Origin of the sequence: Bradyrhizobium sp. SYSU BS000235, assembly GCF_049747295.1 — a bacterium.
Taxonomy (GTDB): domain Bacteria; phylum Pseudomonadota; class Alphaproteobacteria; order Rhizobiales; family Xanthobacteraceae; genus Afipia.
In genome coordinates, this window is record NZ_JBMHJM010000002.1 from 139881 (window position 1) to 154042 (window position 14162).

The 14162-nt window shown below is 58.7% G+C and carries 19 protein-coding genes; 12 read left to right on the forward strand and 7 right to left on the reverse strand.

The window, feature by feature from the left end:
- Positions 1-372: a lysozyme inhibitor LprI family protein gene (locus ACP0KA_RS25950; protein WP_424631836.1), complete on the reverse strand. Its 372-nt coding sequence runs from the start codon at positions 370-372 to the stop codon at positions 1-3.
- Positions 373-1160: 788 nt separating this feature from the next.
- Between ACP0KA_RS25950 and ACP0KA_RS25955 the strand changes: the two genes are divergently transcribed.
- Genes ACP0KA_RS25955 through ACP0KA_RS25965 form a run of 3 tightly spaced genes read left to right on the forward strand, consistent with a single transcriptional unit; the run spans position 1161 to position 4241 of the window.
- A complete protein-coding gene (locus ACP0KA_RS25955; protein ID WP_424631837.1) occupies positions 1161-1613 on the forward strand; it encodes a (2Fe-2S)-binding protein in 453 nt (150 codons plus the stop codon).
- Positions 1614-1615: 2 nt separating this feature from the next.
- On the forward strand, positions 1616-3925 hold the full coding sequence (locus ACP0KA_RS25960) for a molybdopterin cofactor-binding domain-containing protein (protein ID WP_424631838.1): 2310 nt from the start codon (positions 1616-1618) through the stop codon (positions 3923-3925).
- Positions 3926-3980: 55 nt separating this feature from the next.
- Entirely contained in the window at positions 3981-4241 is a 261-nt protein-coding gene (locus tag ACP0KA_RS25965; protein WP_424631839.1) for a hypothetical protein, read from the forward strand.
- Positions 4242-4311: 70 nt separating this feature from the next.
- Here the strand turns inward: ACP0KA_RS25965 and ACP0KA_RS25970 are convergent, their stop codons facing one another.
- A complete protein-coding gene (locus ACP0KA_RS25970; protein WP_424631840.1) occupies positions 4312-4644 on the reverse strand; it encodes a hypothetical protein in 333 nt (110 codons plus the stop codon).
- A gap of 207 nt (positions 4645-4851) precedes the next feature.
- Between ACP0KA_RS25970 and modA the strand changes: the two genes are divergently transcribed.
- The gene (gene modA / locus ACP0KA_RS25975) at positions 4852-5607 is read left to right on the forward strand and encodes a molybdate ABC transporter substrate-binding protein (protein WP_424631841.1); all 756 of its coding nucleotides are present in this window, start codon (positions 4852-4854) and stop codon (positions 5605-5607) included.
- A gap of 637 nt (positions 5608-6244) precedes the next feature.
- Here modA and ACP0KA_RS25980 read toward each other — a convergent pair.
- Positions 6245-6394 carry a hypothetical protein gene (locus tag ACP0KA_RS25980; RefSeq protein ID WP_091976305.1) on the reverse strand — a complete coding sequence of 50 codons (150 nt, stop codon included), beginning with the start codon at positions 6392-6394 and terminating at the stop codon, positions 6245-6247.
- A gap of 469 nt (positions 6395-6863) precedes the next feature.
- On the opposite strand from ACP0KA_RS25980, the gene ACP0KA_RS25985 reads away from it, so the two are divergent.
- The gene (locus ACP0KA_RS25985; protein ID WP_424631842.1) at positions 6864-7925 is read left to right on the forward strand and encodes a DUF2778 domain-containing protein; all 1062 of its coding nucleotides are present in this window, start codon (positions 6864-6866) and stop codon (positions 7923-7925) included.
- A 30-nt stretch (positions 7926-7955) separates the two neighbouring features.
- Here ACP0KA_RS25985 and ACP0KA_RS25990 read toward each other — a convergent pair whose 3' ends face one another.
- Entirely contained in the window at positions 7956-8645 is a 690-nt protein-coding gene (locus tag ACP0KA_RS25990; protein WP_424631843.1) for a substrate-binding domain-containing protein, read from the reverse strand.
- A gap of 171 nt (positions 8646-8816) precedes the next feature.
- Between ACP0KA_RS25990 and fabG the strand changes: the two genes are divergently transcribed.
- From fabG to ACP0KA_RS26010, 4 genes are all read left to right on the forward strand, one after another.
- Entirely contained in the window at positions 8817-9497 is a 681-nt protein-coding gene (fabG, locus tag ACP0KA_RS25995; RefSeq protein ID WP_424631844.1) for a 3-oxoacyl-ACP reductase FabG, read from the forward strand.
- Between the two features lie 29 nt (positions 9498-9526).
- Positions 9527-9904: a DoxX family protein gene (locus ACP0KA_RS26000; protein WP_424631845.1), complete on the forward strand. Its 378-nt coding sequence runs from the start codon at positions 9527-9529 to the stop codon at positions 9902-9904.
- Positions 9905-10100: 196 nt separating this feature from the next.
- Entirely contained in the window at positions 10101-10448 is a 348-nt protein-coding gene (locus ACP0KA_RS26005) for a hypothetical protein (RefSeq protein ID WP_424631846.1), read from the forward strand.
- 145 nt (positions 10449-10593) lie between these two features.
- A complete protein-coding gene (locus ACP0KA_RS26010) occupies positions 10594-11559 on the forward strand; it encodes a Bug family tripartite tricarboxylate transporter substrate binding protein (RefSeq protein ID WP_424631847.1) in 966 nt (321 codons plus the stop codon).
- Between the two features lie 138 nt (positions 11560-11697).
- On the opposite strand, the gene ACP0KA_RS26015 is transcribed toward ACP0KA_RS26010, so the two are convergent.
- Positions 11698-12021, reverse strand: a complete 324-nt coding sequence (locus tag ACP0KA_RS26015) for a hypothetical protein (protein ID WP_424631848.1) — start codon at positions 12019-12021, stop codon at positions 11698-11700.
- A 135-nt stretch (positions 12022-12156) separates the two neighbouring features.
- Here ACP0KA_RS26015 and ACP0KA_RS26020 point away from each other — a divergent pair, with 135 nt between their 5' ends.
- Positions 12157-12330, forward strand: a complete 174-nt coding sequence (locus tag ACP0KA_RS26020) for a DUF1328 domain-containing protein (RefSeq protein WP_424631849.1) — start codon at positions 12157-12159, stop codon at positions 12328-12330.
- A 17-nt stretch (positions 12331-12347) separates the two neighbouring features.
- Here ACP0KA_RS26020 and clpS read toward each other — a convergent pair whose 3' ends face one another.
- A complete protein-coding gene (gene clpS, locus ACP0KA_RS26025; RefSeq protein WP_424631850.1) occupies positions 12348-12653 on the reverse strand; it encodes an ATP-dependent Clp protease adapter ClpS in 306 nt (101 codons plus the stop codon).
- A gap of 133 nt (positions 12654-12786) precedes the next feature.
- Between clpS and ACP0KA_RS26030 the strand changes: the two genes are divergently transcribed.
- Both ACP0KA_RS26030 and ACP0KA_RS26035 read left to right on the forward strand, forming a co-directional pair.
- Positions 12787-12996, forward strand: a complete 210-nt coding sequence (locus ACP0KA_RS26030) for a KTSC domain-containing protein (protein WP_424631851.1) — start codon at positions 12787-12789, stop codon at positions 12994-12996.
- Between the two features lie 89 nt (positions 12997-13085).
- On the forward strand, positions 13086-13619 hold the full coding sequence (locus ACP0KA_RS26035) for a cupin domain-containing protein (RefSeq protein ID WP_424631970.1): 534 nt from the start codon (positions 13086-13088) through the stop codon (positions 13617-13619).
- Between the two features lie 4 nt (positions 13620-13623).
- On the opposite strand, the gene ACP0KA_RS26040 is transcribed toward ACP0KA_RS26035, so the two are convergent.
- Positions 13624-14097, reverse strand: coding sequence for an MgtC/SapB family protein (locus ACP0KA_RS26040; RefSeq protein ID WP_424631852.1), 474 nt, complete (start codon positions 14095-14097; stop codon positions 13624-13626).
- Positions 14098-14162: the final 65 nt, after the last annotated feature.

A 14162-nucleotide genomic window follows, 5' to 3' on the forward strand; every position in this document is an offset into this window, starting at 1 on the left:
TCAAAACGGACCGCGCTGCCTGATCTGCGCCAGGGCAGATTCTAACTGCTTGTCGCGGGCTTCATAAACGTTGCGGAGACAGGGAACGCTTGATTTGCAGGCGTCACGTTCCTTCAGAAAGGCGCGTTGCTGATCTTGGATATCTCCGCGTTGTCCCATGGCAACGAGTGAGGTCGTGACCTCAAATAACGTGGCCACCCGCGCTTCCTGTTGACCGAGCCGGTAGTCGGAACAGATTGTCCGCTCGGCGGCGGAACTCGCCTTTGCGCAATCAAGCGGTGCGTAATCAGCGGCCTCGGCGGCGGGCACCGACCAAAGACCAACGACGACCCCTGACAAGATAAGCCAGCCAGCAGCCTTCAACTTCTTCATGGGGCCTCCAGGCAATGGATATCGGCGCGTTACTTCCATATACCAACATTCAATCGGCGATCACATGACGCGTCAGCAAAAAGCCACAGCCCGACACTTGTGTTGCTAGCAGCTGGTCTTCCACGCGCGCGAACACCGCGTCATATACTTGGCGCGTGCACGCATTCACTCGGCCGTGGCCGGGGGCCTCTTTTATCGATTGGCACGTTACAATTATCCAGCCGCTGCTCGTCGGACCATTTCCTGCCAAGGCGCTCCTTGCCGGTGAGAACACCAGGCTTTTTCGACGGGGCTGCCTCAATGGACGTTTGTCCGGCACTGCGTTGTTGCGAAGCTGGCGTCTGGGCTTGGACCCCATCCGCCGACAGCACGGCCAGAACCGCTGCCGCAACCAAACTGGCCAAGCGAAAATTTCGACAGTCCATCGCCGACCTCCTGACCAAAGATTGGGCGCGCATCCGCCGCACCGCAGCGCCGGACTGTCGCAGCGCACGATTGCCGTTTCCACCCGTTTCGAGGCAAAGTTAGTCCGGCGGAACAAAGTGTTGTGAAGTCAACCGAAGCGCCCTTCTGCTAAGCTCACGATTCCCAATCGATCATCGGGACTTGCCAAGGACGAGGCGCGCCGCCTCTCAACAATCCAGACAGCGGGGTACGGTTCACAATACTTTCGTGCATTCTGTTTCAGATGATGCGGACGATGACTGACGACGGCACCGGGCGCCCACGGGAAACATGTTCCTGCCCGAGCCGAACATCATACAGCTTATGAAGAGCGAGGGACGATCATGACCAAACTGAAAATCAACGGCCAGGAACAGACTTGGGATGGCGATCCGGATCTTCCACTGCTTTGGTTTCTTCGCGACGAAATCGGGCTAACAGGAACGAAATTCGGCTGCGGCCAGGCTTTGTGCGGTGCATGCACGGTCATCGTTGATAAACAGGCCGTACGCGCCTGCATCACATCCGTTTCCGACGTTGCGGATCGAGAGGTCACGACCATCGAGGGTCTGCACCCGACCGGAGATCATCCGGTTCAGAAAGCTTGGCGGCAATTGAACGTGCCGCAGTGCGGCTATTGCCAGACCGGACAGATCATGCAGGCCGCCGCCCTGCTCCAGGAAAACCCCAAGCCCACAAACGGCCAGATCCGGGAAGCGATGTCCGGCAACATCTGCCGCTGCGGCGCTTACCAGCGAATCGAAAACGCGGTGCATCTGGCTTCGACGGGAGTCTGATCATGAACATCATCACACAACCCGACAAACTGCGACACCCCATCCAGATCGAGAACGTCAGCCGCCGCGCTGTCCTCAAGGGTCTTGGGATCACCGCCGGCTTTGTGCTCGCCGCGCCGATCATGTCGCGCCCAGCCTTCGCTGCCTACCAGACAGGCGCCGGCGCAATGCCTCATGGCGTCGTCATCGACCCACGAGTCTTTGTCGCGATCGCCCCGGACGGAACGGTCACTATTATCGCCCATCGCTCAGAAATGGGTACCGGCGTCCGCACCAGCCTTCCGATGGTGGTTGCCGAGGAGATGGAAGCGGACTGGTCACGCGTTCACGTGCAGCAAGCCCATGGCGACGAAGTCAAGTTCGGCAACCAGGACACTGACGGATCGCGCAGCACCCGCCACTACCTTATGCCGATGCGCCAGATCGGAGCCTCCGCCCGCTCGATGCTGGAAGCGGCCGCGGCCAAGCGATGGGGCGTTCCGGCCACGGAAGTCAGAGCCGTCAACCACGAAGTCGTCCACAGTGCGAGCGGACGGAAGCTCGGCTTCGGCGAACTTGCGGCGGACGCCGCCAACCAGTCCGTGCCGGGCATCGAAGGTCTGAAGCTCAAGTCTCCGAAGGACTTTCGCTACATCGGCAAAGGTCAGATCAGCTCGGTCGACCTTCACGACATCACCGTCGGTAAAGCGCATTACGGCATCGACACCCGCCTGCCCGGGATGAAATACGCTGTGATCGCCCGGCCTCCTGTCACCGGCGGCAAGGTCAAGTCGTTTGACGGCGCAGACGCCCTGAAAGTGCCGGGCGTCGAGAAGGTGATGGAAGTTCAAGGCTGGCCCTGGCCGTCTAAATTCCAGCCTCTTGGCGGCGTCGCGGTCATCGCCCGCAACACCGGCGCAGCGATCAAAGGACGCGATGCCCTCAAGATTGTCTGGGAGGACGGCGCCAACGGCAAATACGATTCCGTCAGCTACCGTTCCGAGCTGGAAGAAGCCTCCCGCAAACCCGGTTTGGTGGTCCGGAACGAGGGTGACGTGGACGCCGCGCTCAAGCGCGCGGATAAGGTCGTCGTGGGCGAATACTATCTCCCGCACCTTGCTCACGTGAGCATGGAGCCACCTGTTGCGGTCGCCAATGTCAAGGACGGCAAGGCCGAGATCTGGGCACCTGTGCAAAGCCCGGGCGGTACCCGTGAAGACATCGCAAAGACGCTTGGCATCCCCGAGGACAACGTGACGGTCAACGTCACGCTGCTTGGCGGCGGATTTGGACGCAAATCGAAATGCGACTACGCGATCGAAGCAGCCCTGCTCTCCAAGGAGCTCGGAGTGCCGGTGAAAGTGCAGTGGACGCGGGAAGACGACGTCCGTCATGACTTCCTGCATACGGTGTCGTCCGAGCGGATCGAAGCCGGTCTCGACAAGAGCGGCAAGGTCATCGCCTGGCGTCATCGCAGCGTTGCGCCCAGCATTGCGTCCACTTTCGAACCGAATGTGCTGCACGCAGCCCCCTTCGAACTCGGCATGGGTTTGATCGACATGCCGTTCGAGATCGAAAACATCCGGTGCGAAAATCCGGAGGCCGCCGCACACACACGCATCGGCTGGTTCCGCTCGGTATCGAACATCCCGAGAGCGTTCGCGGTTCAGTCGATGGTCGGCGAACTGGCACATGCCACGGGTCGTGACCAGAAGGAAATGCTGCTGCAGCTCATCGGCTCTCCGCGGAAGGTCAAGCTGGATTCGGTCAAAGATCCGTGGAATTACGGCGAACCGTTTGACAGCTACCCCATCGACACAAGCAGGCTCCGGCGCGTTGTCGAAGTTGTCGCCGAGAAAGGCGGCTGGGGCCGGTCCGTGCCGAAAGGACATGGACTTGGCATTGCCGTTCACCGCAGCTTCGTGAGCTATATCGCGACCATCGTCGAGGCGTCGGTGGACGACGGCGGCAAACTCACCGTGCACAAGGTCGACACGGCGATCGACTGCGGAACGTTCATCAATCCTGAACGGATCCAGTCGCAGATGGAAGGCGCCGCGGTCATGGGCCTCAGCCTCGCGAAGTACGGCGAAATCACCTTCAAGGACGGCAAGGTCCAGCAAGGAAACTTCGACGACTTCCCGGTGGCGAGGATCGATGAGGCGCCGATGGTCACCAACGTCTATATCGTGCCCGCTGAGGACGACACCCCGCCAAGCGGCGTCGGCGAGCCCGGCGTTCCCCCATTTGCGCCGGCTCTCCTCAACGCCATCTTCGCGGCGACCGGAAAGCGCATTCGCGCGCTCCCGATCGGCAAGCAACTCGAGAGCTAGTTCGGAACATTAAACTTATCTCGCCGTTTTCATCGATCTGACAGGAGTTGGATCGATGGAAACGGCGAGATCTATTCAATTGGCGTTGCTATCGGGCTGCCTGCTGTTTGGCGCAGCGAGTACTGTGGCACAAACCTCTCCTGCCCCGAACACCACCGCCACGCGGCCAGCGGACACGCCTCCCGGGCAGACATCTGCGCCAAATGCCAGCCCACCCACCAACATCAAGAAGCCGACCGGATCGACCGATCAGGATGAGACGGTTAAGCGCATGAACGAGGAAGAGAAGCGCAAGGTGGACAGCAAGGGCAAATAGCCAACGCCTCAACACAGCCGCAACGCGCGCGCCTGCATCTTGCCAACGTCTATCTGTTTCAGCGCATGAATCAGACCGATACGTCCGTGATCAAACCCGTACGCTTGTCATTGTTTTGCTCGGCCTGCTGCTGGATCATTTGCTGGATTTTCTGTTCAACCGCTTTCTGAGCCGCAGGATCCATCGCGTTATATTCATCTTCCGTGATTCCCAGCTGGCTCATCATCGCAGCATGCATGCGCTCGGCCGGCGACATCTTCATATAGTCGAGGAATTTCTGCTCCGCCGGGGAATGAGTTGACTGGGAATCAGATGATTCGGAGTCGGCGGGTTTCAGACTGTAGCCTGGCGGCAGCGGCTTCGAGGTGAGTGACGATAAAATGCCGGAAAGCGAAATCGACATAACAAATCTCCGTTGAGTAACGAGAGATCAGCAAACCGCGTGCCACTCGACTCAAAATCATAAGATCGTTGATTTTCCAGAGAGATAAGCCACGGAAGGACTCGATATCCGGCTGAAGAAATTGCAGCATGAGAAAAAATTGCCGGGAAAAAAGTTCTTACACCAATGCCTGTTATCGGTTTCGACAGGCAGCTTTCGGAGATTTTCATGAAAGACACAATCGCATGGCTTGTTGTCGCAGCGCTATATGCAGCTCCCGCTGTGGCGGCCGACATCAATGTCATGAGCGGCGGCGCACCGAAGGAAGCACTCAGCGTGCTGATCCCCCAGTTCGAGCGCGCGACCGGACATCATGTGAAGATGACGTATGTCCTGATTTCAGCACTGCGCCAGCGTATTGCCGATGGCGAGGCCCCCGACATGGTCATCATGCCGACGACAGCCATCGATGGCTTGATCAAGCTGGGACGGTTGAAGCAAGACGGCTACGACACATTCGGAACGGTTCGCCTTGTCGCGATCGCAAGGAAAGGCGCTGTACGGCCTGATATCTCCACGCCGGACGCGTTCAAGGATGCTTTGCTCAAAGCACGCTCGGTCGTCTACTCGACGCCAACAGCCACACCGAGTGGTGCGCACATGGCGCAAGTGGTCAGCCGTCTGCAAATTTCCGATGCCATCGAAAAGAAGGTGCACTACCGCCCCGCCCTTGAAGGCGGTGTACAGATGGTCTCCGACGGCACCGCGGAAATCGGCATCTATCCGGCGAGCGAGGTTGTTCACGTCGACGGCGTGGACCAGATCGGACCGCTCCCGGAATCGCTGCAGCTAAGCCTTGTCTATGCTGGCGCGGTCACGACTGCGAACGCATCTGCAGAGCCAGCCCAGGCTTTCATCAAATTTCTGGCCTCGAACGAAAACCAAAATGTCTGGAAAGACGCGGGCTTCGTGCCGGCGCACTGAGTGGAAGCGGCGCGGCGTTGTCATGCTCGTCCATCCGGAGCCATGACAACGCCAGTGTGGCGGTTCGGAAGTTCGCATCGACCAAGCCATAAGCCTGCACGAACTTCGAATCGAGCCACTCGCAATCAGTGAGAGTAAACGACCATTGCTATCACGACGAACGCCGCGATGATCCCCAAGTGCGCAAGACTACGCTCAGCCGCCTCTCTCGCTGACTTCATGCCGCCTCCCCAAGATTCATCCAAGAGTCATCGACGGCCGGTCAGGCCTCGCTCCTCTCTGAATTCTGTCGCCATTTTACGCAAAACACCCGAGCGTTCGCATTGACGAGTCCCCACTCTGCGAACATGAACGAGCGTGGCGAGGTAATACGGCTAGAATTTGGTGGCGAGGCTGCCGACTAAAAAACGTGATCGCCGAATTTTGCAGCGCAAGAATTGCGGTCTCCGCACGTGGATTAGTTTTGGACGTCAAGGACATTCGCCTCGCGGCGATGCAACAACTACGCTCACTCTGCAGCATGCGCTGATCGGAAGATCGTCATCACCGTGAAAAAATGATGATCTTGAGTCGAAGAAAGCGAGCCACCCGCAGCTTCCATCGCGAGCGACGTATCGCGATGCGATGGTTAGCGCTGTCAGTGCCGTTTGAAGTACTGAACGGCCCGCTCGTGCTTCTCTGCGGCGGCACGTGACTTGAACGTTCCGAGGTTGCGGCGTTTTCCTGTTTTGGGATTCACCTTGCGCGAATAAAGCCTGTATTCGCCGGATTGCAATTTGCGGATCATGGACCGCTCCTGAATCAGCGTCTTCCGTGTCAACGACAGCGGGCAGGTCGTCGTTCCCCTCACCCAGGCAGATCCGTTTCGGAAGTCACGCGCTTTGTCATTCAGTGGCAATTGATTCGAAAGCCGTTGATTCGCGCTTTTCCAACGACTTAGCGGGGCGCTGCCTAATTCTCGACTCGATTCTGGGCGACCAAATCACTTGACCGGGGGGTCACCTGCCATTTTTGGCGGCTTTACGTCAAAGTCGACGAAACTGGCCGGTTCCGTTAACTTTTCTTCCGGATTTAATCGGCATTTAACGAAAACTCGCCTTAATCATGCTCCGCAGATCTGCGAAACGAGACTTGGGGAAATCGCACACTCAGGACTACTCGGACACAGCTTTGTGCTCGGCCGTGCTACCTGTGTGCATTGCGTGTCAACGCCCCCAGGAAAGGCAGCAAGTGGATTTATCCTGGACGTCTGGCGTATGAGTTATAGCACCGCGTATTACGAATCCGCCTCGACCGATCGACGACGCGCGTCGCGCAAAGCCAGCCCGCAGGCTTTGATCGGTAATGCTGCGCTTGCGTGCATCGCAGTGGCCTGTGCGTATACCCTGTACAGCAACGTTTTTGGTCCAGACGCCAAGGCCGTCGCGATTGATCTGCCGCCAGTATCCTTTGTCGCGACACAGTCAGGCGGACTGAAAACCTCCGTCGCGCAGCTCGACACGACCGGAGCCTTGCCGCCCGCCGCGACATTCAACGAACGCTTCCTGACCCAGGCCGACGACACTGATTCCCGTCCCGCTCTAGCCAAGGCCGACAAGCTGCCGGTGGCAGAGCCGCAGGTCGCTCAACTCGAAATCCCAACACCTCTGGCCCGCCCGGCGGTTGCGCCGCCACCGCCGACCGTCCAGCTTGCGGAGGCCGTGCCTCTTCCGACGCCACGTCCTTCGATCCTCAACGTGCCGGACGATAAGGGCCCCTCACGCCGCGACGTCGCTCAAGCCAACAACGCCGTTGCCATGCCGGCGCCAGAGAAGCCCTCAATTTTTGAAAGGCTGTTTGGAAAGCTGAAGGAGAAGGGTCCGTTACTGGCATTCGCCTCCCCTGATGGCGGTATTTCCAGCGATGGGCAAAGCCTGACGCCGGGCGCTCTCTACGATCGCGAGACCGCTGTGTACGATATCTCGGCGCGCATGGTTTACATGCCGGACGGCACAAAGCTCGAGGCGCATTCCGGCCTCGGCGACAAGCTCGACGATCCCCGTTTCGTCAACGTACGCATGCGCGGCGCAACGCCGCCGCATCTTTACGATCTGTCTCTGCGCGAAAGCCTTTTCCACGGTGTTCAGGCGATCCGCCTCAATCCGGTGGGTGGCGAAGGCAAGGTCTTCGGGCGAACCGGTCTTCTTGCGCACACCTACATGCTCGGCCCGAATGGCGATTCCAACGGCTGCGTTTCCTTTAGAAATTACGAGGCATTTCTCCGCGCCTATAGAAACGGCACTGTGAAACGGCTCGCCGTGGTCGCGAAGCTAAGCTGAGAAAGACATCGCGGGCGTCTTCGGTTGACGTCACGGCTCCAGTCCTGATTCACGCAAGGCCGGCGCAACGTCGGATGATTTCAGAAACTTCAGCAAGCCATTTGTCTGCTCTACCTTTTGAGACGCCGCCATGCGTCCGGCGGAAAACACGGCCGGGTTTTGCTGCAGTTCGACGGGAATGGGCCCGACCACTTCAATCCCCGGGACAAGCTTAAGCTCGCTGATCTGCTGCACGGCCAGCTCGGCCTCACCGGTCGGGAGCAGCTCTGCCGTCAGGCCAGCCTGAATGACCTTGGCGTTCGCGTTGACCTGTGGAGCGATCTCCATCTGCTCGATCAGCTTCGCAAAATAGATACCACTCGCCCCCAGCCGCGAATACCCCACGCAACGGGCGTTCAGCAGCGTTTCGCGCAAGGCCGCAACCGATGAAATATCCGGATGCGCCGCCCCCGCCTTGACCGCGAGACCGACGTAAGAGCGCGCCAAATCCACACAGCTGTCGCTCACAACCCGCCCCTGTGAAGCAAGATCCGCGAGCGCCTCACGCGTCAGAACGAGGACATCGGCCGTCTCTCCGCCCTCGAGCCGCTTCAGAAGCGCAAGTGTGGGCGCAAACTCGACATCAATCTTTACGCCGAAATCAGCTTCATATCGCCCGGCAAGGCCGCGGATGGCCCCCATCAGCGCTAGGGTCGAGAACACCCGAACAGCATCACCCATCCTGCAATTCCTCACCACACAAAACTGCTCACGCAGATCTATAACCACGGTTGTCTCGAAGGTCATCCTCACCATTTCACGGTGTGGATGAAAGCAGTGAAGGCCGGACTCCCGTCTATATCGGACGGGTGTATTGGGTATTCTCTCACCAGGCCGCAGCGGAGACACGCAATGAACGGAAAAGTCATCGTCATCACCGGGGCCTCAGGCGCCCTCGGCAAGGTGGTCGTAGAGGCAGCGCTCGCGCGAGGTTCGAAAATCGCCGCGATCGATCATGCGGCCACGACAATTCCGGCGACTGCGGACCAGCTCCATCTCGGTGGCGTGGATCTGTCCGATGCGGATCAGGCTCTCAAGACGATCAATGCAGCAGCCGCACATTTCGGCAGGCTCGATGCCCTAATCAATATTGCCGGAGCCTTTTCATTCGAGACCGTTGCTGAAGGCGATCCCAAGACGTGGCAGCGCCTCTACGCCATCAACGTCCTGACGGCACTCAACGCGTCTCGCGCGGCGATCCCCCATCTCACCACATCCGGCGAGGGCCGGATCGTCAACATCGGCGCGATGGGCGCACTGCAAGCCGGCGCCGGCATGGGCCCGTACGCCGCGTCCAAGGCAGGGGTCCATCGCCTCACCGAGGCGCTCGCCGCCGAACTGAAAGGCAAGGTCACCGTCAACGCGGTGCTGCCGTCCACCATCGACACGCCGGCTAACCGGCGGGACATGCCACAGGCAGATTTCAGCAAATGGGTGACACCGGACGAACTCGCCAATGTCATCCTTTTCCTCGCCAGCGATGAAGCCAGCGCCGTGACCGGCGCGCTGCTACCCGTGAGCGGGCGTGTGTGATGTAACCCAGCCCCTGAAGATCGTTCCTCATGCCGACTGACCTGCCCCACATCGTTTTGCTGCTCGGCCGCCTGTTGCTCGGCGGACTGTTCGTTTTCGCCGGCATACGACACATGTTTCTCATTCCGGTGCTGACGCAGATGATCGCCGCGCGCGGCGTGCCCTTCCCGCGAGTCGTGCTGCTCGCGGGCTCTGCGTTTCAATTCATCGCAGGGCTTCTGGTGATCTTCGGACTGTTCTTATCCATCGCCGCATTCGGCCTGGTGCTGTTCACCCTCGCCGCGTCGGTGTTGCTGCTGAATTTCTGGGACATGGAAGGCCAGCTCCGCCAGAACACCATCAATGTCTGGCTGTCCAACATGGCGATCATCGGCGGTCTGATGATCACCGCGGCGCAAGGCATGTAACCGGTTGGCTCCATGGCGGCCTGTTAGAACTGAGCCCGACTCAGGTAGGCTGTGGAAAATTCAGGGAAATTCCGCCTGCGGAAGGATCCTGTGCATTTCGCGAAAGTTAATCCCGAGCGCCGGATTGGGGGCGATAAAATAGCGCTGCGTCGGGACATTGAACTGGCGACTGAATGTCTGCGTATGGGAGAGTAGAATGCTCGCCAATGTTGCCCTCCGGGATGCGAAACCCGCAGTGGTTGTATGTCCAAGCTGCAAACAGCGGCTCATGGAGATCAGCGACGTGCAATGGGCAGCCGCGAAACTTGAATTTACCTACGAGTGCACGGGATGCGGCGCCGAGGTGAAAAAGGCGATCGAGGGAACCGCTGAAATCGCGACCTTTACGTCCCGCGCGTCCGATGTCCTGCGCAATCTGCAAATATTCACCTTCAGCCCCGACCTCATCGGCAAGGGCAATTCCGACATCGGCGGACAAGCGCCACACCGTTTCACCGAAGATGAACCTGTGGCTCGAACCAACGAACCTCGACGGCTCACTTAATCGCCCCCCTATCCTGCCGACCGTGGCGGGTATTCCGACTGGGACAATCCGGCCGGAACGCCTCTTGATTGTATCAGCGCCTGACCGATAAGCGGTACGGGCTCTGCAACGCAGAATTCTGCCAATAACAATCAAGGAGGATTGAATGCTGCGGGCCCTACTCGCGCTATGCTTTTTGACGGTCGCTGCAACAGCTCACGCTGATGAATGGCCGACCCGTCCGATTACGATGATCAATCCGTTCGCGGCTGGCGGCCCGAACGATGTCTTTGCAAGATTGTTTGCCCAGCGGATGGGAGAGCTTCTTGGCCAGCCCGTGATCCTGGAAAACGTCGGCGGCGCAGGCGGTATGAATGGCGCAAGCCGCGTCGCGAAAGCGGCTCCCGATGGTTACACCTTCCTGCTCGGCACCGTCGGCACTCAGGCACAAAACCAGCTCCTCTACAAAAAGCCGGCTTACAATTCGACGACGGATTTCGAGCCTGTTGCGCTCGTGGTCGAAGCGCCGCTCGTGCTGGTCGCGCGCAAGGACCTTCCAGTCAAGGATATGAAGGAGTTCGTTGCGTACGGCAAAGCCAATGCCAGCAAGATGCAATTTGGCTCCGCAGGTACAGGATCAGCCATTCACCTTGGCTGCGCGTTGATGAACTCCGTGACCGGTCTCGATATCATGCACGTGCCCTACCGTGGCGCAAATCCAGCCATGCAGGATCTCGCGAGTGGCCGCATCGACTACCTTTGCGATATCGTCACGACGGCAAAGCCTCAAATTGAAGGCGGCTCCGTGAAAGCTATCGCTATTCTTAATAAAGAACGCTCACCCGTGCTGCCGAACGTTCCGACAGCTCTTGAGCAAGGCTACGACGTCGAAGCCTATACGTGGAATGCGTTCTTCCTGCCGAAAGGCACGCCGGAAGCCATCGTTGCAAAGCTGAACAAGGCAACTGTCGATACGATGAAGACGCCAGAGGTTCGCGAAAAGCTGGAAAGCGTTGGGCTTCGCTTCGTCTCTGAAGATCGCACGACGCCGAAATATCTCGGTGATTTCGTCAAAAGCGAAATGGCGAAATGGGCAGCTCCCATCAAGGCCGCCAACATTTCGATCGACTAACCCAAATACCGCGCTGTGCGATCCGATCGCCAGCGCGGTTTTATCTGTGACGTCGGACGTGTCGCGACCGCGCAGGCTGCATCGTATCGGAGAAACGGTTCGCGCACAGCCGTCATTCCAGCTTTGACGCAACGTGGTTCAACATCCCTTGCAGATGCCCTTCACCTTGCGGTCGACCTCCTTCTCTGACTGATCGACTTTGGGATCGCCCGTCCCAAGAGGAGCGACACCAACGGTGCCGCCACCGCCGGACGGCATAGCCGTACCCGCAGAATTTGTCCCCGGCGATGTCGCGCTCGTGCCAAGTGAACCGCCAGACGCGGTGCCTGGCGACGAGTGCATCGACCCGCCGGCCGCTCCGCCCGCGCTGCCACCGGAGGAGCTACCGCCGGACGATTGGGCGAATGCTGCACCGGAAAGAACAAGCGGCGCAGCCACAAACAGAATGGTGAAGATTTTCATCACGGCCTCCAAATGCATTCGCCAATTGACTTTCAGAGGCAACCGCGCACCGTCGCGCTGGTTCCGAAGCGCCGCAGATCGGAACCATCGCCGATATCGATCGTTCTAGATCGGAATCATAACGAGGTAGTCGGCATGTCGATCTTGAAGTGGGCTCTTATCTTTTTTGTCATTTCGATCATCGCCGGCGTATTGGGATTTACGGGCGTTTCGGCTGCATCGGCTGATGTCGCGCGCGTGCTGTTTTATATCTTCGCCGTGATCTTCCTGATCCTGCTGATTCTCGGATTTACGATATTCAGGGCTTAGCAGCGCCGAGAGCGAAATTATTCCTCCGGCTCGGTGGTGAAGAACAGCGGATAGCCCTTCGCCTTTCCCATGTCGGTTGCTTCCTTGGCTTTGGTCTCGGCAACATCCCGCGTATAAACCGCAATGACGCACGCGCCTTTCTGATGAGCCGTCAACATCACACGGCTCGCCACCTCCTCACCCATACGAAACACAACTTTCAGCACGGTGACGACAAATTCGCGCGGCGTATAATCGTCATTGAGCAGAATGACCTTGTACAACGGCGGGCGCTGGAGCTTTGGTTTGGCGGACGTTTTTGGCTTGACGGTTGTCGGGCTCATCGATGTCTCTCGAATGGTTCCGGCAAGGATGCCCTGAGACTAAACATGGCTTGGACTTTGCGTACACTGCACAATTGCGAGACGCCACACGAGCTCCCACATTTGCCTAACAATGATGCACCGAGGCTTGCCGATGCCACGTGTTGCTTCCAGCGCAATTGCGCGTCTCGAATATAATGCGTTCGCGAGAGAACTGCTCGTCGTCTTCACGACCGGCCGTACCTATACCTATTTTGGCGTTTCACCGGAAGTGTACGACCAATTCGGCAGAGCGGATTCCAAGGGTGCTTTCTTCAATTTGATGATCCGCGACAGGTATCAATTCGAGGAACATCACCGCTGACCCGGCGTTATCAAGCTGCCGTGAACATAGGAGCTTCTGCCGCAGTCTTTCCGGAACCAACCATCGAGATGTGTATGGACGATTTTACGATGAGCGTTCACCACACCGCCGTCACCCCCGTTTCTTTCGTATTCGCTGACGATGGCGCTGTGCCGAATAATCCACTCCCCTTTCTGATCTACAAAAGTGCCTTCGAGTTCGAAAACCATCGCCCGGAAACCATGATCGAGAGCGTGTTCAAGACGAACAACTGGGGCCACCAGATGTGGCGCAATGGTGTGTTCGATTACTTGCACTATCACGCCACCGTTCACGAAGTTCTTGGCGTGGCCCGCGGCCGCGCGTTGGTCCGTTTCGGCGGAGATCACGGCGAAAAATTTGAAATGCGCAAAGGCGACGTGGCGGTCCTGCCGGCCGGCACCGGACATCAATGTCTGTCAGCCAGCAGCGACTTCCTTGTTATCGGGGCTTACCCGCCCGGCGCGGATATGCAGATCACGCGACCGACACCGGAAAACCATCGCAAGGCGCTCAAGACCATTCCAAAGGTTGCCCTACCGAAATCCGATCCTGTTTACGGGACGGGTGGACCATTGACCAAAATGTGGGGCAAGGCTCCGTAACATCTCATCTATATCCGGTCGGACTTTTCCTTGACATCGCCCTGCCCTCTTCCTTGAACGGCACGAGAAGCCATAACGTCAGGAAGGTGAACAGCGAAATCACCACGGCAACATCGTAGGCGCCAAGTCCGACGGCTGCGCCCGTCGCGCCGGTCGCCCAGAGACTGGCGGCGGTCGCCGTGCCCCGCACGGAATTTTCAGTCTTGAGAATGGCACCGCCGCCGATAAAGCCCATGCCGGTCATGAGCCCCTCGATGATACGCGCCGTTCCTTCAGGATGATCCTGAAGAATGTGCTCGGTGGCCTGCACGATGCCGCATGTCGCGAGCGCCACCAGCGGAAATGTCCGCAGGCCCGCACTTCGCTCCGCCTTCTCGCGGTTCCAGCCGATCGGCAGCGCCAGCAGATACGCAATCGTCAGCGCGAGCAGATGCGGCCCGAGCCGAAAGCTTCCCGTCGCCTCAAAGAGTGCCTGCATGGACGGCTTCTCCGATTGCACACGCCCGACGCAAGATCGCGTGAACGGCAGTGAAGGAACGCCGC